Annotated in this window: 23 protein-coding genes; 11 read left to right on the top strand and 12 right to left on the bottom strand. The window is 77.4% G+C overall.

The features are described 5' to 3' along the window. Positions 1 to 87: 87 nt before the first annotated feature. From ACI79F_RS22710 to ACI79F_RS22695, 4 genes are all read right to left on the bottom strand, one after another. A complete protein-coding gene (locus ACI79F_RS22710) occupies positions 88 to 594 on the bottom strand; it encodes a PGPGW domain-containing protein (protein WP_456546981.1) in 507 nt (168 codons plus the stop codon). Between the two features lie 34 nt (positions 595 to 628). Next, a complete protein-coding gene (locus tag ACI79F_RS22705) occupies positions 629 to 1165 on the bottom strand; it encodes a hypothetical protein (RefSeq protein ID WP_456546980.1) in 537 nt (178 codons plus the stop codon). Between the two features lie 82 nt (positions 1166 to 1247). Continuing rightward, positions 1248 to 1523: a DUF2277 domain-containing protein gene (locus ACI79F_RS22700; RefSeq protein WP_456546979.1), complete on the bottom strand. Its 276-nt coding sequence runs from the start codon at positions 1521 to 1523 to the stop codon at positions 1248 to 1250. A gap of 42 nt (positions 1524 to 1565) precedes the next feature. Further along, entirely contained in the window at positions 1566 to 1994 is a 429-nt protein-coding gene (locus tag ACI79F_RS22695) for a DUF6157 family protein (protein ID WP_456546978.1), read from the bottom strand. A 41-nt stretch (positions 1995 to 2035) separates the two neighbouring features. Between ACI79F_RS22695 and ACI79F_RS22690 the strand changes: the two genes are divergently transcribed. Together ACI79F_RS22690 and ACI79F_RS22685 are read left to right on the top strand one after the other, a co-directional pair. After that, complete coding sequence (locus ACI79F_RS22690) at positions 2036 to 2443, top strand: hypothetical protein (RefSeq protein WP_456546977.1); 408 nt, start codon at positions 2036 to 2038, stop codon at positions 2441 to 2443. Between the two features lie 10 nt (positions 2444 to 2453). After that, the gene (locus tag ACI79F_RS22685; RefSeq protein WP_456546976.1) at positions 2454 to 3356 is read left to right on the top strand and encodes an SDR family NAD(P)-dependent oxidoreductase; all 903 of its coding nucleotides are present in this window, start codon (positions 2454 to 2456) and stop codon (positions 3354 to 3356) included. 3 nt (positions 3357 to 3359) lie between these two features. Here ACI79F_RS22685 and ACI79F_RS22680 read toward each other — a convergent pair whose 3' ends face one another. Continuing rightward, the gene (locus ACI79F_RS22680; protein ID WP_456546975.1) at positions 3360 to 4094 is read right to left on the bottom strand and encodes a GAF and ANTAR domain-containing protein; all 735 of its coding nucleotides are present in this window, start codon (positions 4092 to 4094) and stop codon (positions 3360 to 3362) included. A 196-nt stretch (positions 4095 to 4290) separates the two neighbouring features. Between ACI79F_RS22680 and eat the strand changes: the two genes are divergently transcribed. From eat to eutC, 3 genes are read left to right on the top strand one after another with little or no spacing between them, the layout of a single operon-like run. After that, complete coding sequence (eat, locus tag ACI79F_RS22675) at positions 4291 to 5730, top strand: ethanolamine permease (protein WP_456546974.1); 1440 nt, start codon at positions 4291 to 4293, stop codon at positions 5728 to 5730. Continuing rightward, the gene (locus ACI79F_RS22670; RefSeq protein WP_456546973.1) at positions 5727 to 7142 is read left to right on the top strand and encodes an ethanolamine ammonia-lyase subunit EutB; all 1416 of its coding nucleotides are present in this window, start codon (positions 5727 to 5729) and stop codon (positions 7140 to 7142) included. Before eat ends, ACI79F_RS22670 begins: the two co-directional genes overlap by 4 nt. Continuing rightward, on the top strand, positions 7139 to 7867 hold the full coding sequence (gene eutC / locus ACI79F_RS22665) for an ethanolamine ammonia-lyase subunit EutC (protein ID WP_456546972.1): 729 nt from the start codon (positions 7139 to 7141) through the stop codon (positions 7865 to 7867). The genes ACI79F_RS22670 and eutC overlap by 4 nt, the downstream gene beginning before the upstream one ends. Before the next feature lie 46 nt (positions 7868 to 7913). On the opposite strand, the gene ACI79F_RS22660 is transcribed toward eutC, so the two are convergent. After that, a complete protein-coding gene (locus ACI79F_RS22660) occupies positions 7914 to 8177 on the bottom strand; it encodes a hypothetical protein (protein ID WP_456546971.1) in 264 nt (87 codons plus the stop codon). A 19-nt stretch (positions 8178 to 8196) separates the two neighbouring features. On the opposite strand from ACI79F_RS22660, the gene ACI79F_RS22655 reads away from it, so the two are divergent. The 4 genes from ACI79F_RS22655 (at position 8197) to ACI79F_RS22640 (ending at position 10180) form a co-directional block, all read left to right on the top strand. After that, positions 8197 to 8835, top strand: a complete 639-nt coding sequence (locus tag ACI79F_RS22655) for a hypothetical protein (protein ID WP_456546970.1) — start codon at positions 8197 to 8199, stop codon at positions 8833 to 8835. 85 nt (positions 8836 to 8920) lie between these two features. Continuing rightward, entirely contained in the window at positions 8921 to 9613 is a 693-nt protein-coding gene (locus ACI79F_RS22650) for a hypothetical protein (protein WP_456546969.1), read from the top strand. Further along, positions 9595 to 9780, top strand: a complete 186-nt coding sequence (locus ACI79F_RS22645; RefSeq protein WP_456546968.1) for a hypothetical protein — start codon at positions 9595 to 9597, stop codon at positions 9778 to 9780. The genes ACI79F_RS22650 and ACI79F_RS22645 overlap by 19 nt, the downstream gene beginning before the upstream one ends. A 130-nt stretch (positions 9781 to 9910) precedes the next feature. Next, complete coding sequence (locus ACI79F_RS22640) at positions 9911 to 10180, top strand: hypothetical protein (protein ID WP_456546967.1); 270 nt, start codon at positions 9911 to 9913, stop codon at positions 10178 to 10180. A gap of 46 nt (positions 10181 to 10226) precedes the next feature. Here ACI79F_RS22640 and ACI79F_RS22635 read toward each other — a convergent pair whose 3' ends face one another. Genes ACI79F_RS22635 through ACI79F_RS22620 form a run of 4 tightly spaced genes read right to left on the bottom strand, consistent with a single transcriptional unit; the run spans position 10227 to position 17125 of the window. Beyond that, positions 10227 to 11075 carry an ATP-grasp domain-containing protein gene (locus tag ACI79F_RS22635; RefSeq protein WP_456546966.1) on the bottom strand — a complete coding sequence of 283 codons (849 nt, stop codon included), beginning with the start codon at positions 11073 to 11075 and terminating at the stop codon, positions 10227 to 10229. Between the two features lie 9 nt (positions 11076 to 11084). Next, a complete protein-coding gene (cydC, locus tag ACI79F_RS22630; RefSeq protein WP_456546965.1) occupies positions 11085 to 14513 on the bottom strand; it encodes a thiol reductant ABC exporter subunit CydC in 3429 nt (1142 codons plus the stop codon). Further along, positions 14510 to 15538, bottom strand: a complete 1029-nt coding sequence (gene cydB / locus ACI79F_RS22625; RefSeq protein WP_456546964.1) for a cytochrome d ubiquinol oxidase subunit II — start codon at positions 15536 to 15538, stop codon at positions 14510 to 14512. Before cydB ends, cydC begins: the two co-directional genes overlap by 4 nt. A 15-nt stretch (positions 15539 to 15553) precedes the next feature. Beyond that, complete coding sequence (locus ACI79F_RS22620; protein ID WP_456546963.1) at positions 15554 to 17125, bottom strand: cytochrome ubiquinol oxidase subunit I; 1572 nt, start codon at positions 17123 to 17125, stop codon at positions 15554 to 15556. 113 nt (positions 17126 to 17238) lie between these two features. On the opposite strand from ACI79F_RS22620, the gene ACI79F_RS22615 reads away from it, so the two are divergent. Further along, on the top strand, positions 17239 to 17598 hold the full coding sequence (locus ACI79F_RS22615) for a BlaI/MecI/CopY family transcriptional regulator (RefSeq protein ID WP_456546962.1): 360 nt from the start codon (positions 17239 to 17241) through the stop codon (positions 17596 to 17598). 2 nt (positions 17599 to 17600) lie between these two features. Beyond that, complete coding sequence (locus tag ACI79F_RS22610) at positions 17601 to 18530, top strand: M56 family metallopeptidase (protein WP_456546961.1); 930 nt, start codon at positions 17601 to 17603, stop codon at positions 18528 to 18530. 59 nt (positions 18531 to 18589) lie between these two features. On the opposite strand, the gene ACI79F_RS22605 is transcribed toward ACI79F_RS22610, so the two are convergent. Both ACI79F_RS22605 and ACI79F_RS22600 read right to left on the bottom strand, forming a co-directional pair. Beyond that, positions 18590 to 19483 (bottom strand): oxidoreductase, encoded by an 894-nt coding sequence (locus tag ACI79F_RS22605; RefSeq protein WP_456546960.1) that lies wholly within the window; start codon positions 19481 to 19483, stop codon positions 18590 to 18592. Next, the gene (locus tag ACI79F_RS22600; protein WP_456547003.1) at positions 19480 to 21735 is read right to left on the bottom strand and encodes a heavy metal translocating P-type ATPase; all 2256 of its coding nucleotides are present in this window, start codon (positions 21733 to 21735) and stop codon (positions 19480 to 19482) included. The genes ACI79F_RS22605 and ACI79F_RS22600 overlap by 4 nt, the downstream gene beginning before the upstream one ends. Between the last annotated feature and the right edge of the window lie 6 nt (positions 21736 to 21741).

Raw genomic sequence — 21741 nt, 5'->3', positions numbered from 1 at the left:
CCCCCCCCCCCCCCCCCCCCCCCCCCCCCCCCCCCCCCCCCCCCCCCCCCCCCCCCCCCCCCCCCCCCCCCCCCCCCACTCCGTCGCTCAGCCGATGCCCAGCGCCGTCGTCGCCCTGTCGACGAGCTGGAAGTGGCCGACCGCCCAGAAGGCGACGCCGGCCAGGACCAGGCCGCCGACGGTGACCGCGGCCGAGCTCACCGGGTGCTGCCTGGCGTGCCTCCACGTGGCCGAGGCCTTGCGGCGGAAGGCGGCGAAGAACCGCCGCGCCCAGTCGAACTCGGTCGACCACACCCACAGCCCGAGCAGCACCGGCGGGATGGTGAGCGGGCCGGGCAGGGCCGTCAGCGCGACGCCGAGCAGCACGAACAGCAGCCCGACGACGAAGACGCCGACCCGCCACGCGAGGTAGACCGGCTTGTTGTGCCGGAGCCTGTCGCGGAAGGACCCCGGCTCGATCGGCCTGGGCTTGCCGAGGCCGTCGGTGCAGTCCGGACAGACCGTGGCGCCGGGAGCCCCGTCGTGCGGCTGCCCCGGCCCGGCGGCGGTGTTGCCGCGGAAGGTCACGGCGCGGGTGTCGGTGCTGCGGGTCATCGGAGGCTCCCGTCGTCGGCGTGCGGCGCGGCGGTCAGCCGGCGGTGGTGCCGCGCAGGACCTCGCTCGGCCGCTGCTGCTCGCCGGCGTAGGAGCTCACGACGACCAGCGCGCCGGTCAGCGCCGGCACCACCCACTGCAGGCGGTCGAGCTGCTCCTGGGCCACCGCCACGTCGCGCCGGGTGCGCTTGCTGGGCTTGGTGCCCGACTTCGCGGGGACGGCGCCGCCGCTGTCGACGATCTTCCCGAGGCCGCGGCTGTAGGCGGTGACGCCGAGCGCGGCGGCGGTGAGGACCGTCTTGAGCACCGACATGCCGGCGACGCCCTTCTGCTGGGCCACCCGGCCGCTGTTGGCGCCCAGCTGCCCGACGCTGCCGACGAGGTGCGCGCCGATGGCCGCCGCGTTGACGGGGGTCCACCGGTTCCAGCCGGCGTTGGCGACGGCGCCGGTGGCACTCCCGCCCGCCTCGCCGGCCGCCGGGTTGAGGGCCACGGCGTTGGCGAGCGTGCCGCCGAACCAGGCGGCCAGGCCGAGGTCGTGCAGGGAGCGGGACAGGGTGTTGCGGGCCATGGGAGGACTCCAGGAGCCGGGGGAGGGGGAGTCCTCCGGCTACCCGGCACCCGGCCCGGTCATGCCCGTTGCGCGCAACCGATCATGCGGGGCGGCCGTAGCGGACCGCCGCGCGGGCGCGCGCCTTGGCGGCCTCGACCTCGCGGTCCTTGGGCGGCGCGGTGCTGACCAGCGCGTCCAGCAGGCGCGCGGAGGCGGCGGCCACCTCGGCGACCGCCCGGTCGAAGGCCTCGGCGTTGACCCGGGCGGGCTTCGTCGTCCCGCTGATCTTGCGGACGTACTGCAGCGCCGCCGCCGTGACCTCCTCCTCCGTCGCCGGGGGCGCGAAGTTCGACAGCGGACGGATGTTCCGGCACATGCCCCGCGACTCTAGGAGCGCGCCGCGCCGAGGGGGAGCCCGTCAGCGGGCGCGGCTGCTGCGCATCGCGCGGACGACGGTCACCGGCGCCCCGGTGCCGGGCACCCGCCCCGCGGCGAACTCGGCGTACTCGGGCGTCTCCCGGCCGACCAGCGCTAGCCGGCCCCCGCCGTCGGCGTGCAGGCCCCAGCCGTACCGCTTGCCCAGCGGCGACGCCCGCAGGCAGGCCTGGTCCCGGGCGAAGAAGGCCTCCCGCGCGGCCGGCCGCTCCTCGGCGGGGACGGCGTGGCGGTCGGCGTGCACGGTGAACAGCACGTCGGCCGAGGTGAGCTCGTACGGCCGGCCGTCGAGCAGTGCGTGGCTGAGCGCGGCGACCGACGGCCTCGCGGTGCCCGGCGGCACGGTGCCGGCCTCGGCCGGGCAGTCCTCGGCCACGGCGATGAACGTGTCGACGTAGTCCACCTTCTCCACGCCGGGCAGGGTAGGGCGGGTCCGACGGAACGGGGGAGCCGGTGACGGTGCTGCTGGTGGACGTCGCCAACCTGCTGGGCTCCCGTCCCGACGGCTGGTGGCGCGACCGGGCCGGCGCGACGACCCGGTTGCTGGCCGGCCTGGCGGCGCTGCCGGGCCGGGAACTGGACGCCCCGGACGGCGGCCGGCTGACCTGCACCGGGGTGGTGGCGGTGGTCGAGGGGGCGGCGCGCGGCGTGCCGGAGCCGGCCGGCGTGCGCCTGGTGCGGGCGCCCGGCAGCGGGGACGACGCCCTGGTCGCCGAGGCGGCGGCCCGCGCGGACGCCGGCGACCTCCTCGTGGTCACCGCCGACCGCGGGCTGCGCGCCCGGCTGCCGGCCGGCACCGCGGTCGCCGGTCCCGGCTGGCTGCGCGCCCGGCTGCCGAGTGGGGACGGCACGACCGGGTAGGGCACGACCCATGACCGGCCCCGCGGAGTCCACCGCGCCCCCGTCCCTCCTCGTCACCGGCGCCTCCAGCGGCATCGGCCGTGCCACCACCCTCCGCGCCGCCCGCCGCGGCAGCTCCCTGCTGCTGCTGGCCCGCGGGCGCGAGGCGCTCGAGGACACCGCCCGCGAGGCGCGGGCGGCGGGCGCGGGCGAGGTGCTCGTCTGCCCGGCCGACGTCACCGACGCCGACGCGGTGCAGCACGCCGTGGACACGGCCGCCGCCCGCTTCGGCCGGCTGGACGCCGTCGTGCACGCCGCGCAGGTGATGGCCTACGGGCGGGTCGAGGACGTGCCGCGGGAGGTGTACGAGGCCGTCGTCGACACCGCGCTGCACGGCACCGCGAACGTCGCCCGCAGCGTGCTGCCGGTCCTGCGCCGGCAGGGCGCCGGGCACCTGGTCGTCGTCAGCTCGCTGCTGGCCGAGGTCGCCGCGCCGCTGATGGGCAGCTACGTGGCCGCCAAGTGGGGCCAGCTGGGGCTGGTCCGCACCCTGCAGCAGGAGGTGCGCGACGTGCCGGGGGTGCACGTCTCCGCCGTCGCCCCCGGCGGGGTGAACACCCCGATCTACTACCAGGGCGCCACCTACGCCGGGCGGTCCGGGCGGCCGCCGGTCCCCGTCTACTCCGCCGACCGGGTCGCCCGCGCGGTGCTCGCCCGGCTGGAACGGCCGCGCCGGCTGGTCCACTCGGGGTTCGCCAACCCGGTCGTCGTCGCCGGCTTCCGGCTGTTCCCGGCGGTGTACGACGCCCTCGTCGGGCCGCTGCTGAAGGTGTTCGCGCTGGCCTCCGACGACGCCAAGGGCCCGACGGAGGGGAACGTGTTCAGCTCCCGGCCCGGCGCCAACGCCACCGACGGGCGGTGGCGCGGCCTCTGAGGGTCACCAGCGGCGGGCGCCGTCCGTGGGCAGGCCGGACTCGAACGCCTCCACGACGCCGGCGGCCACCTCGCGCAGCTTCACGTTGCGCCGCTGCGAGGCCAGGGTGAGCAGCCGGAACGCCTCCTCCGCGCTGCACCGCTCCTGGGCCATCACCAGGCCGACGGCCTGGCCGATGGTGGTGCGGGTGTCCAGCCCGCCCAGCAGCTGCTCGGCGCGCTCGTCGCCGTCGGCGATCCGCAGCGCCACGGCCAGCGCGCCGGTGGCCTGCGCCGCCCAGCGGGTGGCGACGTGCTCGTCCCGATCGGTGAAGGACCCCGGCCGCGTCGAGTAGAAGTTCAGCGCGCCGCGGCTGCGCTCCTCCACGACCAGCGGGATGGACAGCGAGGACCGGACGCCGACCTGCGCGGCCAGCGCGGGGTAGCGGCCCCAGCGCTCGTCGGCGGCCATGTCGGCCACCCGGACGACGACGCCCTCGCGCATCGACTGCAGGCAGGGGCCGTCGTCCACCTGGTACTGCCGCTCGTCGGCGCGCTCGGCCAGCTCGTCGGTGCAGGCCACGGTGACCGCGCCGGACTCGCGGGCGAGGGTGAGGCCGCAGGCCTGGGCGCTGGGGGTCTGCCGGGCGGCGAGGCGCACGAGGTCGCCGAGGAAGGCGTTGAGGTCCCCGCCCGCGGCGAGGAGGGCGAGGAGGTCGGCGTCGTCGGGGACGCGCGCGCCCCCGAGGGTGTCCACCACGGTCGTGCTGCTCCTGATCGAGGATCGGGACCAAGGGCGGCCCACCCTTGGACCGCCGCGCAGTTTACGTCGTACGCGATCGTTCGTGCTCAGGGTGTGAACAGCGTGTTCCGAACCGCCGCACCCGGTTGACCGCCGTCCGGCACCGGCGACACCCTGGCTCCTCCCGGCCCCGGGGGCCCGACGAGAGGCCGCCATGACCGCCGAGCCGCACGCCCGCTCCACCCACGCCTCGACCGTCGCGGAGACGGTCGACGCCGGCTACCTGGACCGGCGGCGGCTCAGGACGGGGACGGCCGGCTGGGTGCTGCTGGCCGGACTGGGCGTCGCCGCGGTGATCTCGGGCGACTACGCCGGGTGGAACTTCGGGCTGGCCGAGGGCGGCTTCGGCGGGCTGCTGATCGCGACCGTCCTCATGGGGACGATGTACACCGCCATGGTGTTCGGGCTCGCCGAGCTCGGCGCGGCCCTGCCGACCGCGGGCGGCGGCTACACCTTCGCCCGCCGGGCCCTGGGCCCGTGGGGCGGCTACGCGGCCGGCGTCGCCGTCCTCATCGAGTACGCGATCGCCCCCGCCGCCATCGCCACGTTCATCGGCGGCTACGTGGAGTCCCTCGGGCTGTTCGGCATCACCGACGGCTGGTGGGTGTACCTCGCCGTCTACGCCCTGTTCATCGGCATCCACCTGCTGGGCGTCGGCGAGGCCCTCAAGGTGATGCTGGCGATCGCCGCGGTCGCCGTCGTCGGCCTGGTGCTGTTCCTCGTCGGCGCGATCGGGGACTTCGACGCGGCCAACCTCACCGACATCGCGCCCACCGACGCCGCCGGGGCCTCGGACTTCCTGCCGTTCGGGCTGCTCGGCATCTGGGCGGCCTTCCCCTTCGCGATCTGGTTCTTCCTCGCCGTCGAGTGCGTGCCGCTGGCGGCCGAGGAGGCGAAGGACCCGGCGCGGTCGATGCCCCGCGGCATCGTCGCGGCCATGGGCGTCCTCGCCGTCCTGGCGGTGCTCATGCTGGTGTTCACCACCGGCGCCGGCGGCGCCCAGGTCATCTCCGAGAGCGCGAACCCGCCGGTCGACGCCCTGCAGGAGGGGGGCCTGCGGACCGTCGTCAACTACATGGGGCTGGTCGGCCTGGTCGCCAGCTTCTTCTCGATCGTCTACGCCTACAGCCGGCAGACGTTCGCGCTCTCCCGCGCCGGCTACCTGCCCCGGGCGCTGTCGGTGACCAACGGCCGCAAGGCGCCGGTGCTCGCGCTGGTCGTGCCCGGCGCGATCGGCTTCCTCCTCACCCTCACCGGGCAGGGCGCGGTGCTGCTCAACATGGCGGTCTTCGGCGCCACCGTGTCCTACGTCCTCATGATGACCAGCCACATCGTGCTGCGCCGCCGTGAGCCCGACCTGGAGCGGCCGTACCGGACCCCGGGCGGGACCGCGACCACCGGGCTCGCCCTGCTGCTGGCCGCGCTCGCCGTGGTCGCGACCTTCCTGGTCGACCCGCTGGCCGCCGTGCTCACCCTGGGCGCGTACGCGCTGTTCCTCGCCTACTTCGCCCTCTACAGCCGCCACCACCTCGTCGCCGCGGCGCCCGAGGAGGAGTTCGCGGCGCTTGCGGCCGCCGAGGAGGAACTGCGGTGACCGCCCGCCGCGCGTCCCTGGCGGGGCACACGTACGAGTTCCCCTCGCTGGTCGAGCTCATGGCCAAGGCGACGCCCGCGCGGTCCGGGGACGTGCTCGCCGGGTGCGCGGCGGGGTCGGCGGCCGAGCGGGTGGCCGCGCAGACCGTGCTGGCCGACCTGCCGCTGACGACGTTCCTCGAGGAGCAGGTCGTCGGCTACGACGAGGACGACGTCACCCGGCTGGTCCTCGACACCCACGACGCCGCCGCCTTCGCCCCGGTGCGCTCGCTGACGGTCGGGGCCTTCCGGGAGTGGCTGCTGACCCGCGCCGCCGACGGCGACGAGGCGGCGATCTCCGGCCTCGCCCGGGGGCTGACGCCGGAGATGGTCGCCGCCGTCTCCAAGCTCATGCGCAACGCCGACCTCGTCGCCGTCGGGCGGCGGGCGCGGGTGGTGACCGGGCTGCGCGGCACGCTCGGCCTGCCCGGCCGGCTGGCGTCGCGGTTGCAGCCCAACCACCCCACCGACGACCCGCTGGGGGTCACCGCCTCGGTGCTCGACGGGCTGCTGCACGGCTGCGGGGACGCCGTCATCGGCATCAACCCCGCGACCGACTCCCCGGCCCGCACGGTGGAGCTGCTCGAGCTGCTCGACGCCGTCATCCGCCGCTACGACATCCCCACACAGTCGTGCGTGCTCGCGCACGTCACCACCACCCTGCGGGCACTGGAGGCCGGCGCCCCGGTCGACCTGGTGTTCCAGTCGGTGGCCGGCACCCAGCAGGCCAACCGGTCCTTCGGCGTGACGCTGGACCTGCTCGCCGAGGCCCGCGCCGGGGCGCTGGCGCTGCGCCGCGGCACGGTGGGGCAGGACGTGACCTACTTCGAGACCGGGCAGGGCTCGGCGCTGTCGGCGGGCGCGCACCTCGGCGTCGGCGGCCGGCCGGTGGACCAGCAGACCCTCGAGGCCCGCGCCTACGGGGTGGCGCGGCACTTCTCGCCGCTGCTGGTCAACACCGTCGTCGGCTTCATCGGCCCCGAGTACCTCTACGACGGCAAGCAGGTGCTGCGCGCCGGGCTGGAGGACCACTTCTGCGGCAAGCTGCTCGGCCTGCCGATGGGGGTCGACGTCTGCTACACCAACCACGCCGAGGTCGACGGCGACGACACCGACACCCTCACGCTGCTGCTCGGCGCCGCCGGGTGCTCGTTCGTGATCGCCGTCCCGGGGGCCGACGACGTGATGCTGCACTACCAGTCGCTGTCGTTCACCGACGTGCTCACCGCCCGGCAGGTCCTCGGGCTGCGGCCGGCGCCGGAGTTCGAGGCGTGGCTGGCCCGGATGGACCTGCTGGACGAGGCCGGCCGGGTGCACGCGCTGCCGCCCGACGCCCCGGCCGCCCGGGCCCTGCTCGCGGCGGCCGCGTCGTGACCGCCTCCCCGGCGGCCGACCCGTGGGCCGCGCTGCGGTCGCTCACCCGCGCCCGCGTCGCCCTCGGCCGGGCCGGCGACGCCCTGCCCACCGCCCGCGAGCTGGAGTTCCGCGCCGCGCACGCCGCCGCGCGGGACGCGGTGCACGCGCCCCTGGACCCCGCGGCCCTCCAGGCGGCACTGCCGGGCCGGGAGGTGCTGACCGTGCGGTCCGCGGCGCCCGACCGGGCCACCTACCTGCAGCGCCCGGACCTCGGCCGGCAGCCGGCCGAGGGCACGACGCTGCCGCGGACCGGCGGCGACCTCGCCGTCGTCCTGGCCGACGGGCTGTCGCCCCGGGCGGTGCACGAGCACGGGCCGGGGCTGGCGCTGGCGCTGCTCGAGCGGCTGCCCGGCTGGTCGGTGGCCCCGCTGGTCGTGGCGGAGCAGGCGCGGGTGGCGCTGGGCGACGCGATCGGGGCCGCCCTCGGCGTGCGCGCGGTGGTGGTGCTGATCGGGGAGCGGCCGGGGCTGTCGGCGGCCGACTCGCTCGGCGCCTACCTGACGTGGGCGCCGCGGCCGGGCCGGGTCGACGCCGAGCGCAACTGCGTCTCCAACGTGCGGCCGCCGCACGGCCTGTCGTACGCGCAGGCGGCCGGGACCCTCGTCGCGCTGCTCACCGCCGCCCGGGAGCTCGGCGCCTCGGGGGTGGCGCTCAAGGACGAGGGCTCGGCGCTGCCCGCCTGACCCTCGGGCGGGAAGGCGTCCAGGGCGGCCTGGTCGGACGGTCCGGTCAGCTCCGGCGCAGGCGGGCCAGCAGGCGGCCCGGCAGCCCGGCGAGGCGGGACGCCGGACGGGGCGGCGCGTGCCCGAGGTCCGGGTCCGGCTCGGGGACGACGGACAGCGCGGCGTGCCGCTCGTGCAGCCGGGCGCGGACGTCGTCGGGCGTGTAGGCCCGGCGCTGCCGCTCGCCGCGGGCCAGCACCGCCCCGGTGGCGGCCACCCCGGCCAGGCCGGCCAGGCCGAGCAGCTTCCAGACCCGCGGAGAGAGGCGCACGGTCGCCTAACGTAGCCGCGTGACCCCGCCGCGCGCGCTGCCGTTCGCCGAGGCCGTCGAGCTCACCCGCACCGGCGACGTCTGGGTGTTCCGCGGCGGGTCGCTCGCCGACCGGGCGATCCGCGCCGTGACCAACGCGCCGGTCAACCACGTCGGCATGGCGGTCGCGCTGGAGGACCTGCCCCCGCTGCTGTGGCACGCGGAGCTCGGCCGGTCGCTGCCCGACGCGTGGACCGGCCAGCACCAGCGCGGGGTCCAGCTGCACGACCTGGCCGACGCCGTGCGCACCTGGCGGCAGCGGTACGGGCAGCGCGCGTGGCTGCGGCAGCTGGTCGGCCCGGCCGACGACGGCGGGGTGACGGCGGAGATGGAGGACGCCGTCCTGCGCGCCGTCGCCCGCCTCGACGGGCGCCCGTTCCCGACGACCCGCGGGCTGGTGACCGGCTGGGTCAACGGCCGGCTGCGGCGCGGCACCGCCGCCGAGACGGTGTTCTGCGCCGAGCTCGTCGCCACCACGTACGCCGCGATGGGGCTGCTCGCCGCCGACCGGCCCCGCAACTGGTACGACCCGGGCAGCTTCTGGTCCGGCGACGACCTGCCGCTGCTGCAGGGGGCGACGCTGGGGCCCGAGATCCCGGTCGACGTGCCGGCGTCCTGACCTGGACGTCCGCACCCCTGATGCCCTAGGGAGGACGGGTGCGGCGGCGCAGCGAGGCGCCGCCCGGTCGAGGGATGGGGCCGCGATGCGCGACATCCGCCAGGTGCCGGCGGAGGAGTACTGGGACGAGCTGCGCCGGCGCTGGGGCGGGCTGCTCAGCTACCGCTACATCGGCGCGCAGTTCGCCTCGATGAACAGCACCGTCACCGACCCGGCGGTGACCCTGCGGCACGACATGCGCAACGCCGCCGGCGGGATCATGGCCGCGCCGCTGTCGATCTGCGCGCCCGGCGGGATCGCCCGCTCGGACCTGGAGGCCGTGCCCAATCCGGTCATCCACTCGCTGCAGATCCTCGACGACGCCGTCGACGTCCGGCGGGTGCTGGTGGTCGACCCGGTCAGCCTGCACGAGGGGCGCCGGATGGGCTTCTCGCGCACCAGGATCGTGGACGCCGACGACCGCGACCGGGTCATCGCGCTCATCGAGTCCCAGGGCGCCTCCATCGGCGACGTGCCGCCGGGGCTCGGGCGGTTCGACGACGACCCCGTCGACCACGTCGAGGACTCCCCGGACCTGCCCCCGCTGTGGCAGGTGTTCGGCGGCAGCCGGCGCGCCGACGGGCACTGGGTGCTGGGCGAGCTCACCGTGGAGCTGGCCTCGCCCGACGCCGCCCTGCACATCGGCCCGCAGCACGTGATCCTCGAGGCCGCCGCGGTGGACCTGGCCGCCGACGCCGCGGGCACCGCGACCGGCTGCAGGTGCTCAGCAAGACGGTGATGCACCTGGCGCGCGGCAAGGTGGGGCCGTTCCGGGTGGACGGCGCGGTCTCCACCGGCCGGGACGGCAGCGGCCGGATCGGCGTCCAGCTGACCCTGCACGACGAGGGCGACGGCGACCGCGCGGTGACCTCCGCGGCCTTCGTGTTCGGCCCGCCGCGGAGCTGACGAACCGCCCGCGCCGGAGGAGGGAACTGTCGTACCCGGGTGCAACCGTGGCCTCGTACGGGTAGGGCACGTCCAGGCTCCTCCGCGCGTTGAGACGGTGCGCGCAGGAGAGCCGCGCAGGAGGGCCGCCATGAGCAGCGTCCACTGGCTCCGACCGGACATCGCCGGCGATCTCGTCGCCGTCGCCTACACCACCGGCGCCGCCGCACCCCGCGAGATCCGCATCCGCCCCGAGCTGTACGCGCGGCTGGTCAGCCAGTTGCCCGCGGAGGTCCGCGCGACGGTGACCGACCGGCACGTCATCGGCGCCTCGCCGGGGGTGCCGCTCGTCGTGGACCCCTCGCTGCCGGAGTTCCCGGGGTTCGAGGTCGTGCGCACGCAGCCGCTCACCGCGGCCTGACGGGTCTCCGGCCGCCTCGCCAGGCGGCCCGGCGGGCTCAACGGGCTCAGCGGGCCACGTCCAGCGCCGCGCGGGCGAGCCACGCGCCCTGCTCGGGGTCGCACACGTTCCACCCGAACGGCGCGTTGGCCTCCAGGGCGAGCAGCCGGCCGGCGCCGTCCACCAGGACGTCGACGCCCATCAGCCCGCCGCCGAGCGAGGCGACCATGCGCTGCGCGAGGTCGGCCACCTCCGGTGGGGCCGGGTAGCTGCGCACGTAGCGCCCGTCGGTGATCAGCGCGCCGGCGTCGCGGCCCTTCTCGTACACCGGGGAGGTCGCGGCCGGCGTCGCGAACAGCCGCAGGCAGGTCGGCTCGGCGACCCACTCCTGCAGCAGAGTGGCCCCGCGGGGCTGCCCGCCCGCCGCCTCGTCGGCCCGCCACGCGGCCTCGGCCGCCCGGGCGGCGGCCAGGTCGCCGACGAGGGAGATGTCGCGGGCGCCGTCGCCCAGCGCCGGCTTGACCACCAGCTGCCGGCCCGGGCACGGCCAGGTGCGCAGCTCGGCGAGGTCCCAGCCGGCCGGCTGCGGGATGCCCGCCGCCGCCCACACGGCGTGGGTGACCAGCTTGTCGGCGGAGGCGACCAGGGCGGTGACGGGGTTGAGCAGCGGCACGCCGCAGCGCTCGAGCAGGGTGGCCAGCCGGAAGGTGGGCGCCAGGGCGGCCACCTCCTCGGCCAGCACGTGCGGGACCGCCAGGTCGTAGCGCACCTCCGGCCCGCGCGTCGCCCAGCCGGCCGGGATGCCGGCCAGCCGATCCACCCGGGCGCCCTCGGCCTCGAGCGCGCGGATCCACTCCGCGGCGTAGCCGAGGGGCTCGTAGAACGGGGCGTCGGTGATCACCAGGGCGACGTGCACCGCGGGCCGCTACCCGGTCGGGCCCGCGGCCACCCGCTCGATGTCCACGCGACCGCCCACGCGACCGCCCACGCGACCGCCTAGGTCGAGGATCCGGTCGCCGGGCGCGGCCAGCGCGTCGTCGTGGGTCACGCAGACGACGACGCGGCCGGCCAGCGCGGCCCGGAGGTCCCGGACCAGGGCCGCGGCCGTGGGCGGGTCCAGGTGCGCGGTCGGCTCGTCGAGCAGGACGACGTCGCGGTCGGCGAGCAGCGCCCGGGCCGCGGCCAGTCGCCGCCGCTCCCCGCCGGACAGCGCCGTCCCGCCCGCGCCGACCGGGGTGTCCAGGCCGGCCGGCAGCGTGCCGAGCAGCCCGCCGAGGCCGGCCGCGGTGAGCGCCGCCCGCATCCGCGCCTCGCCGTCCGGGCCGGCGAGCGCGCCGCGCGGCGCGGCCAGCGCGAGGTTGGCGCGGATGGTGGAGGCGAACACGTGCGCCTCCTGCGGCAGCCACGCCAGCCGCGACCGGACGTCGTCGCCGGTCAGCCCGGCGGTGTCCACACCGCCGTGCTCGTAGCGGCCCGCCCGTGGCCGCAGTGCCGCCATCAGCACCGCGAGCAGCGTGGACTTGCCCGAGCCCGACGGGCCGCGCACCACCAGCCAGCCGCCGTCGGCCGTGGCCTCGGCGTCGAGGTCCGTGAGGACGTCGGGGCCACCGGGCCAGCCGGCCCGCAGCGACCGCACGGCCAGGCCGCGCACCGGGACGGGCGCGGTCCGGGGGACGACGGGGTCGGCGGGCACCGGGGCGGCGAGGACGGCGTCCAGCCGGCCGCGGGCGTCGGCCAGCGCGCCGCGCCGCTGCAGCGCGCTCCCGAGCCCGCCCAGCGGCTCGGCCAGCGCCAGCGGGGCAAGGGCGAGCACGGCGACGGTCGGGCCGTCGAGCCCCTCGGCCGCCGCCACCGCCGCCGCGACGACCGCGGCCGCGCCGGTGCCCAGCCCCACGAGCGCGGTGGCCAGGGCGGCCGCGCGGCTCGCGCCGGCCGCGGCCCGCCCGCGGCGGCGGCCCGCGACGGCCAGGTCGGCGGCCGTGCGCGCGGCGAGGCCGTGGGCGCGCAGGTCCGCGGCGCCGGCCAGCACGGTCGTCGCGTCCCGCAGCGCCGCCACGCGCAGCTCGCCCTCCTCGCGGGCCGCGTCGGCGTCCAGCCGCCGGGAGGCGGCGAGCACGCCGAGGACCGTGGCGCCCAGCACCGCGGCCGCGGCGGCCGCGGCGGCGGGGGAGAGGAGCGCGAGGGCGGCGAGGGTGCCGGCGGTGACCGTGCCGGCGACCAGCGCCGGCGGCCGCACCCGCACGGAGAGCTCCTGCACGAGACCGACGTCCCCGACGACCCGGGCCAGCGCCGCGCCCGGGGTCCGCTCGCCGGCCACCCCCTGCGCGGCCAGCGCCCGCCACACCCGCACCCGCAGCCCGGCGGCCTCGCGCAGCGCCGCGTCGTGCGCGGTCATCCGCTCCAGCCAGCGCAGCAGCGCCCGGCCCATGCCGAAGAAGCGGACCCCGACGATGGCGACCATCAGCGTGAGGATCTGCGGCATCCCCGCGGCCCGGACGATCAGGTAGCCCGACACCGCGGTCAGCGCGACCCCGGCGCCGGCCGACGCGGTGCCGGCGAGGACGGCCCGCAGCAGCGCCCCCCGCGGCCGGCCGGGCCCGCGGCCCCGGTCCTCCGCGACGAGATCTGCACTCTCGTCGCCATCGGCCGCCGATGCCGTCGAGTGTGCAGATCTCGCCGCGGGGAGGGTGGCCGCGGGGAGGGCGGCCGCGGGGACGGCGGTCGGCGGGGCGGGCAGGTCCACGGTGCGGTCGGCCAGCGCGGCCAGCACCGGGTCGTGGGTCGCCAGCAGCACGGTGACGGTGCCGCGCAGCGCGGCGAGGACGGCGGCGACCCGCTCGGTGGCCGCGGCGTCCAGGTGCGCGGTGGGCTCGTCGAGCAGCAGCAGCCGGGCGCCGCGGCGGACCCGCACCAGCGCCCGGGCCAGCGCGACCCGCTGCAGCTCGCCGGGGGAGAGCGTCTCGCAGGCCCGGCCGGCCAGCGCGGCGCCGTCCACCCGGGCCAGCGCCTCGACGACGAGGGCCTCGGCGACGACCTCGTCCACGCCGGGCTCGGCGCCGGCGTGCCGGCGCAGCTCGTCGGCGACGGTGGCGCCGGTGGTGCGGGGGTGCTGCGGCACCCAGGCGACGGCGCCCGCGGGCACGCCGCCGACCGTGCCGGCCACCGCGGCCGACGGCGGGAGCGCGCCGGCCAGCGCGGCCAGCAGCGTCGACTTGCCCGAGCCGCTATGCCCCCGCAGGGCGACCAGCTCGCCGGGGCGCACGGCCAGGTCGACCGGCGGCAGCGCGGGGACGCCGCGGCCGGGGAAGCGCACAGTCAGCCCGCGGACGGTGACGTCGGCCCCTCGCGGGTCGTCGTCGGGGCCGGCGGCGGCGAGCACCGCCGGCGTGCCGTCGGCGGCGGCGAGCACCGCGCGGGCCTCGGCGGCGGCCAGGGTCGCGGCCTCGTTCGCGTGGTGCGCCGAGCCGAGGGCGCGCAGCGGGGCGAAGGCCTCCGGCGCGAGCAGCAGCGCCGTCAGCGCGACCGCCAGCGGCAGCTCCCCGTGCACCAGTCGCAGCCCGGCGGTGACCGCGACCAGGGCCACCGACAGCGTGGCGATCAGCTCGAGCACCAGCGAGGAGAGGAAGGCCAGCCGCAGCGTGGCCAGCGTCCGGCGGCGCGCGGCCTCGCCGAGCTCGGCCAGCGCCGCGACCTGGTCGGCGGCGCGGCCCAGCCCGACCAGCACCGGCAGCCCGCGCACCAGCTCGGCGACGTGCGCGGCGATGCGGTCCAGGGCGCGGGCCGACTCCGCCGTCGCGTCCCGGGTGGTCAGCCCCACCAGGACCATGAACAGCGGCACCAGCGGCAGGGTGACCGCCACGAGGACCGCCGACAGCAGGTCGGTCCCGGCGAGCACCACCAGCAGCGCCGGCGGGACGACGAGGGTCTGCGCCAGCGCCGGCAGGTAGCCGGCCAGCCCGGGCGCGAGGTCGGCCAGCCGGGTGGTGGCGAGGACGGCGGCCGGCCCGGGCCCGCCGGCGGCCTCCACCGCGGCGGGGGAGGCGGCCAGCCGGGCCAGCAGCCGCTCCCGCAGCAGCTCCTCGGCGCGGCGGGCGTCCCGGGCGGCGAGCAGCTCGCCGGCCGCGCCGGCCGCCGCCCGCAGCAGCGTCCCGGCGGCGGCGAGCGCCAGCGGCGGCAGCAGCGCCCCGTCGGCGTACCCCGCGGCCCGGGCGACGGCATGCGCCAGGCCGGCGGCGAGCAGCACCAGGCCGGCCGTCTGCCCGAGGGCGGCCAGCGCCGCCCGGACCAGGGTGCCGCGGACGCCGGGGACGCCGTCCAGCGCGGCCAGCGGCCCCCGGCCGGCGGGGCGGCTCACGCGCTCGCCCCGGCCTCGGCGTGCTGCGGCTCGGCGTGCTGCGGCTCGGCGGTCAGCCGCTTGCGGAACACCCAGTACGTCCAGGCCTGGTAGCCCAGCACCACCGGCAGGCCGATCCCGGCCGCCCAGGTCATCACGGTGAGCGTGTAGTCGCTGACCGAGGCGTCGGCGACGGTGACGTCGAAGGCGGCGTCGACCGTCGAGGGGACGACGACGGGGTAGGCGGCCCCGAACACCGTTGCGGCCGCGGCCACGAGCATCGCGCCCCACGCGGCGAAGGCCTGCCCCTCGCGGCCGACCCGCAGCCGCGCCCAGGCGACTCCCACCGACAGCGCCGCGACCAGCCACAGCACCGCGGTGACCGGGGTGCCGTACCGCAGGTGCACGAGGCCGGCCCACAGCAGGAGCGGCAGGGCGGCGAGCGGCGCCCAGCGCAGCGCGAAGGCGTGCGCGGCCACCCGGACCGGGCCGTCGGTCTTCAGCGCCAGGAAGACCGCGCCGTGCACCACCGAGAAGGCGAGCACCGCGACTGCGCCCAGCAGCGCCGACCAGCCCAGCCCGGCGAACGGGCCGCCGACCCGGTTGCCGGCGGCGTCGATCGGCAGGCCGAGGGTGGTCGCGCCCAGGGCGGCGCCGATGCCCAGCGCGGCGATCAGCGAGCCGGCGGTGATGACCCGCGTCCACGTCGCGTCCCAGGCCGCGGTGTGGTGCGAGTGCCGCCACTCGAACGCCACCGCCCGGATGATCAGCCCGAACAGCACGAGCACGAACGGCAGGTACAGCGCCGGCAGCCAGGTGGCGTACCAGCCGGGGAAGGCGGCGAACACCGCGCCGGCGGCGGTGATCAGCCAGACCTCGTTGCCGTCCCAGAGCGGGCCGATCGTCCGCAGCATGAGGTGCTTGTCCGCCGTCCGGCGGCCCAGCACCGGCAGCAGCGCGGCGACGCCGAAGTCGAAGCCCTCCAGCAGGAGGAAGCCGATCCAGAGCACCGCGACCGCGGCGAACCAGAGGGTCTGCAGGTCCATGGCCGAGCTCCGGAGTCAGTAGGCGAAGGAGAGGACGTCGTCGTCGCGGCGCTGCCGCGGCGGCCCGTCGCCGGCGTCGTCGTCCGGCGTCCCCTCCGGCGGCGAGCCGGGCACGGAGGCACCGTCGTGGGTGGTCACGCCGCGGCGGACGAAGCGGGTGATCAGCCACAGCTCGACCACCGCGAGCGCCCCGTAGACCACGGTCAGCGCGACCAGCGAGGTCAGCACCTCACCGGCGCTCACGCCGGGGGAGACCGCCTGGGCGGTGAAGAAGTAGACCTGCTCGCCGACGGGCACGTCGGGGTTCGGGTGGACGACGAAGGGCTGGCGGCCCATCTCGGTGAAGATCCAGCCGGTCGCGTTGGCGACGAACGGCGCGGCCACCGCCAGCAGCGCGCCGTACACGCCGAGCCGCGAGGTCGGCACCCGCCCCCTCCGCGTCGCCCACAGCGCGTACGCCGCGACCGCCGCCGACACCGCGCCCATGCCGATCATCAGCCGGAAGCTCCAGTAGGTGACGGCCAGCAGCGGCGTGTAGTCGATCTCGCCGCCGGCCCGCTCGCCGAACGACGGGTCGTCGGGGTAGGTCTCGCCGTAGACCGCGGCGTACTCCTCCTGCAGCTCGTTCACGCCGGGGACGGCGGTGGAGAAGTCGCTGTGCGCGAGGAAGGAGAGCAGTCCGGGGACGGTCCAGGAGTGGACGTCGTCGCACTCGTTGGAGCCCAGCTTGCCGAAGGCGAACACCGAGAACGGCGCGGGCGCCTCGGTCTCGCACAGCGCCTCGGCCGAGCTCATCTTCAGCGGCTGCTGCTCGTACATGAGCTTGCCCTGCCAGTCACCGGTCACGGCGACGAGCACGAACGCGGCCAGCGACACGAACCCGCCCAGCCGCACCGAGCGGCGCCACACCGCGTGGTCGACGTCCGTCTCCGGTTGCTGCGCCAGCTTCCGCCTGCGCAGGTGCCACAGGCCGATGCCGACCAGCAGCGCGCCGGCGACCATGAGCGCGGCGACGATCGCGTGGCTGAACGCGGCCAGCGCGGTGTTGTTGCCGAGCACGGCCAGGAAGTCGACCTGCACCGGCCGGCCGTCCTCGCCCACCTCGACGCCGACCGGGTGCTGCATCCAGGAGTTGGCCGCGATGATGAAGTAGGCGCTGACGATCGAGCCGATCACCGCGGCCCACAGCGCGGCCAGGTGCAGCCTCTTGGGGATCCGGCCCCAGCCGAAGATCCACAGGCCGAGGAACGTCGACTCGAGGAAGAACGCGAGCAGCGCCTCCAGCGCCAGCAGCGAGCCGAACACGTCGCCGACGAAGCGCGAGTACTCGCTCCAGGCCAGGCCGAACTGGAACTCCTGCACCAGGCCGGTGGCCACGCCGAGCGCGAAGTTGATCAGGTAGATGCGGCCCCAGAAGCGGGTCATCCGCAGCCACTCGGGCTTGCCGGTGCGCACCCACATCGTGTGCATGACCGCGACCAGGACGCCCAGGCCGATGGTCAGCGGGACCATCAGGAAGTGGTAGACGGTCGTGATCCCGAACTGCCATCTGGCCAGGTCGAGCGTGTCCATGCCGAGCACGTCCACCGGGTGGTCTCCTCGTGTCGTCCGATCCGACGTACTATTTCTACGCCGCGTAGAAGACAGATTTCTACGGGACGTAGAAGAACGGTGTGTGACACGCCGGACAGGAGGAGCCGATGGCCTCGCTGGGCGATCTCGAGCGCGCCGTGATGGACCACCTGTGGTCGGCCCCGGGGCCGCTGGCCGCGACCGACCTGCGCGACGCGCTCGCCGACCGCGGCCTGGCGCTGACCACCGTGCACACCGTGCTCGGGCGGCTGGAGCAGAAGGGTTTCGTCGCCCACGACGAGGCCCGGCCGCGCCGGTTCCGGCCGACCGCCACCCGCGAGCAGCACGCCGCCGAGCTGATGCACGAGGTGCTCGGCCAGGCCGCCGACCGGCAGGCCGTGCTCGCCCGGTTCGTCGGCAGCGTCGACGCCGAGGAGGCCGCGCTGCTGCGCCGGCTGCTGGCCGGCACGGACGCGCCCCCCGCCTGACCGTGCTGCCCGCCACGGCGGCCGCCCTCGCGGTCCTCGCCGCGCTGCTGGCCTGGCCGGTGCCCGCGCTGCTCGGCCGAGCCCGCTGGCCCGGCCGCGACCCGCTGGTCGCGCTGGTCTGCTGGCAGGCGATCGGGCTGGCCGGCGGCCTGTCGATCATCGGCGCGCTGCTCGTGCACGGCCTGGCGCCGTGGGGCCACTCGCTGCCCGAGGCCGGCCGGCACGTGCTCACCGGCACCCCGGCGGCCGGGCCGGTGCGCGGCGACCACTGGGTCACGCTGACGCTGGCCGGCGTGCTGGCCGCCGAGCTGCTCGGGGTGCTGGCGCTGTCGTGGTGGCGGACCGTGCGCACCCGCCGGCGGCACCGCGAGCTGCTGGAGCTCGTGGTGCGGCCGCACACCCTGCCCGACGCCCGGCTGCTGGAGCACCCGGCGCCCGTGGCGTTCTGCATCCCGGGCGCCCGGCCGCTGCTGGTGCTGTCGTCGGGCATGGTCGCCGAGCTCGACGACGCGCAGCTGGCCGCCGTCGTCGCGCACGAGCGGGCCCACCTGCGCGAGCACCACCACCTCTACCTGCTGCCGTTCGTGGCCTGGGAGGCCGCGCTGCCGGTGCTGCCGGCCGCCGCCCGGGCGCACGCCGCGGTGCGGACGCTGGTGGAGATGCGGGCCGACGACGTCGCGCTCGCCTCGCTGCCCGGCCCCGACCCCCGCCGCACCCTCGCCCGGGCGATCGTCGCGGCGGGCGCCCCGGGGGGCGGGGGCGTGCCGGCCGGGGCGCTGGCCGCCGGCGGCAGCGGGCTGCCCGCGCGCGTGCACCGGCTGCTGCAGCCCCCGGCGCCGCTGCCGGCCGCCGTCCGCGCCGCCGTCCTCGCCGCGGCCGCGCTGCTGATCGCCGTCCCGACCGCCCTGCTGCTCCTCCCCGCCGTCCTCTGACCGGGCACGAGGGCGCTTCTGCACCGGGCGAAGTGGCGGTATCGCCCGGGGTCGGGGTCCTACGCGGGCAGCGAGGCGGGGGCGTCCACGCCGGTGAGCTGGGCCGAGCGCGCCCACAGCCGGGCGGCGAGCGCGGGGTCGCTGGCCTGCGGGGTGCGCCCGACCAGGGTGGGCGCGCCGCGGGTCTCGGCCAGCCGGCTGGGCCCGGCGTAGCCGCCGCCGGGCAGGTCGGCCGTGGCGGCGAACAGGGTGGGCACGGCGCCCTCGGCGGCGCTGGTCGCCACCACCCGGTTGGCCACAGCCATGACGCCGTTCCAGGCCCGGTTGCCGGTGCGGCTCTGCAGCTCGGTCGCCGCGTAGCCCGGGTGCGCCGCCAGCGCCCGCAGCCGGGAGCCGGCGGCGGTGAGGCGCCGCTGCAGCTCGAGGGTGAACAGCAGGTTGGCCAGCTTCGTCGCGGCGTAGGCACCGGTGGGGGAGTAGGGACGGCGCCGCCAGTTCAGGTCGTCGACGTCGAGGCCGCCCATCCGGTGCGCCGTCGACGCGACGGTGACCACCCGGTCGGTCACGTGCGGCAGCAGCAGGCAGGTGAGCGCGAACGGCCCGAGGTGGTTGGTGCCGAGATGGGTCTCGAAGCCGTCGACGGTCTCGCCGGCCGGCACCCACATGACGCCGGCGTTGTTCACCAGCAGGTCCAGCGGGCCGGTCCAGGCGGACGCGAACTCCCGCACCGAGGCCAGGTCGGCGAGGTCGAGCCGGCGGACCTCGGTCGAGCCCGGCAGGCCGGCGGCCACCGCCTCCCCGCGCGCGGGGTCCCGGACGGCGAGGACGACGTGCGCGCCCGCGGCCGCCAGCGCCCGCGCGGTCTCCAGGCCCAGGCCGCTCGTCGCGCCGGTGACGACCGCGGTGCGGCCGGCCTGGGAGGGGATGTCGGCCGTCGTCCAGGAACGGGTCATGCCGACCGAGCGTAGGCCCGGTCCCCGACCCGGCCGCCCGGCAGCGGCGAGGCGGCGTCCCGGTTGGCCGGCAGCGGCGCGAAACCGCGCAGCCGCAGGCTGTTGGTCACCACGAACACCGAGCTGAACGCCATCGCGGCCCCGGCGATCATCGGGTTGAGCAGCCCGGCCACCGCCAGCGGGATGGCCGCCACGTTGTAGGCGAAGGCCCAGAACAGGTTGCCCTTGATGACCGCGAGGGTGCGGCGGGCCAGCCGGATGGCGTCGGCGGCGGCCCTCAGGTCGCCGCGCACCAGGGTCAGGTCGCTCGCCTCGATCGCGACGTCGGTGCCGGTGCCCATCGCCAGGCCCAGGTCGGCCTGGGCCAGGGCGGCGGCGTCGTTCACCCCGTCGCCGACCATGGCCACGACGCGCCCCTGCGCCTGCAGCCGCCGGACGACGTCCACCTTGCCGGCCGGCAGCACGTCGGCGACGATCTCCTCGATGCCCACCTCGGCGGCGACGGCGCGCGCGGCGCGCCCGTTGTCGCCGGTCAGCAGGACGGGACGCAGCCCCAGGTCGCGCAGCTGGCCGACCGCGGCGGCCGAGGTCGCCTTGACCGTGTCGGCGACGACCAGCAGCCCGCGGGCGGCGCCGTCCCAGCCGACCGCCACGGCGGTGCGGCCGGCCGCCTCGGCGGCCTGCCGGGCGTCCTCCAGCTCGGCGGGCAGCGGCATCGACCGCTCGGCCAGCAGCCGCGGCCGGCCGACGACCACCGCCCGGCCCTCGACGGCGCCGGTCACCCCCAGGCCCTCGACGTTGGCGAACGAGGCGACGCCGGGCAGCGGCCCGTGCTCGGCCGCGGCGCGCGCCACCGCCTGCGCGATCGGGTGCTCGGAGGCCGCCTCCAGCGCCCCGGCCACCCGCAGCAGGGCCGCGGCGTCCTCCCCGGCCGCCGGGACGACGCCGGACAGCGCCATCCGCCCGGTCGTGACCGTGCCGGTCTTGTCCAGCACGACGGTGTCGACCCGGCGGGTGGACTCCAGCACCTCCGGGCCCTTGACCAGGATGCCGAGCTGGGCGCCGCGGCCGGTACCGACCATCAGGGCGGTCGGCGTGGCCAGCCCGAGCGCGCAGGGGCAGGCGATGATCAGGACGGCGACGGCCGCGGTGAACGCGGCCGGCAGCCCGGCGCCGGCCCCGATCCAGAAGCCCAGCGTGGCCACGGCGAGGGCGAGCACCACCGGCACGAACACCGCCGACACCCGGTCGGCCAGCCGCTGCACCTGCGCTTTGCCGTCCTGCGCGGCCTCCACCAGCCGCGCCATCTGGGCCAGCTGGGTGTCGGCGCCGACCCGGGTGGTGCGCACGACCAGCCGGCCGCCGGCGTTCACCGTGCCGCCGGTGACCGCGTCCCCGGGGCCGACCTCGACCGGCACCGGCTCGCCGGTGAGCATCGAGGCGTCGACCGCCGAGGAGCCCTCGGTGACCGCGCCGTCGGCGGCGATCTTCTCCCCGGGGCGGACGACGAACAGGTCGCCGACGGCGAGCTGCGCGGCGGGCACCCGGACCTCGGCGCCGCCGCGGAGCAGCGCGACGTCCTTGGCGCCGAGCTCCAGCAGGGCCCGCAGCGCCGCGCCGGCCCGCCGCTTGGACCGGCCCTCGGCGTAGCGGCCGGCCAGGAGGAACGCCGTGACCCCGGCCGCGGCCTCCAGGTAGATCTGCGCGCCGCCGTCGCCGCGCTCGACGGTGAACGAGAACGGGTGGGTCATGCCGGGGGTGCCGGCGGTGCCCCAGAACAGCGCGTACAGCGACCAGGCGAAGGCGGCCAGCGTGCCGAGGGAGACCAGGGTGTCCATGGTCGCGGCGCCGTGCCGCAGGTTGGTCCACGCGGCCCGGTGGAACGGCAGCCCGCCCCACACCACGACCGGCGCGGCCAGCGTGAGCGAGAGCCACTGCCAGTACTCGAACTGCAGCGCCGGGACCATCGCCAGCGCCACCACCGGCACGGCGAGCGCGACCGAGACCAGCAGCCGGGTGCGCAGCGAGCGCAGCTCGTCCTGCGCCGGGGCCTCCGCCGGCTCCGGCCGGGGTGGTTCCGGGACACGCGCGGTGTAGCCGGTCTTCTCGACCGTGGCGATGAGGTCGTCGGTGGTGACGTCGCCGTCGACGGTCACCCGCGCCTTCTCCGTGGCGTAGTTGACGGTGGCGGTGACGCCGTCCATCCGGTTGAGCTTCTTCTCCACGCGGGCGGCGCAGGAGGCGCAGGTCATCCCGCC

The sequence above is a fragment of the Blastococcus sp. SYSU D00868 genome, assembly GCF_054050575.1.
The sequence above is the reverse complement of the archived record's forward strand: the minus strand, read 5'-3'. Positions and strand labels throughout refer to the sequence as shown.

Bases quoted from the DNA above. Each gene is read 5' to 3' on its own strand.
- ACI79F_RS22700 (WP_456546979.1), bottom strand. From the start codon at position 1,523: ATGTGCCGGAACATCCGTCCGCTGTCGAACTTCGCGCCCCCGGCGACG.
- ACI79F_RS22650 (WP_456546969.1), top strand. From the start codon at position 8,921: ATGCGCGACATCCGCCAGGTGCCGGCGGAGGAGTACTGGGACGAGCTG.
- ACI79F_RS22615 (WP_456546962.1), top strand. From the start codon at position 17,239: ATGGCCTCGCTGGGCGATCTCGAGCGCGCCGTGATGGACCACCTGTGG.
- ACI79F_RS22605 (WP_456546960.1), bottom strand. From the start codon at position 19,483: ATGACCCGTTCCTGGACGACGGCCGACATCCCCTCCCAGGCCGGCCGC.
- ACI79F_RS22705 (WP_456546980.1), bottom strand. From the start codon at position 1,165: ATGGCCCGCAACACCCTGTCCCGCTCCCTGCACGACCTCGGCCTGGCC.
- cydB (WP_456546964.1), bottom strand. From the start codon at position 15,538: ATGGACCTGCAGACCCTCTGGTTCGCCGCGGTCGCGGTGCTCTGGATC.
- eat (WP_456546974.1), top strand. From the start codon at position 4,291: ATGACCGCCGAGCCGCACGCCCGCTCCACCCACGCCTCGACCGTCGCG.
- ACI79F_RS22685 (WP_456546976.1), top strand. From the start codon at position 2,454: ATGACCGGCCCCGCGGAGTCCACCGCGCCCCCGTCCCTCCTCGTCACC.
- ACI79F_RS22710 (WP_456546981.1), bottom strand. From the start codon at position 594: ATGACCCGCAGCACCGACACCCGCGCCGTGACCTTCCGCGGCAACACC.
- ACI79F_RS22640 (WP_456546967.1), top strand. From the start codon at position 9,911: ATGAGCAGCGTCCACTGGCTCCGACCGGACATCGCCGGCGATCTCGTC.
- ACI79F_RS22600 (WP_456547003.1), bottom strand. From the start codon at position 21,735: ATGACCTGCGCCTCCTGCGCCGCCCGCGTGGAGAAGAAGCTCAACCGG.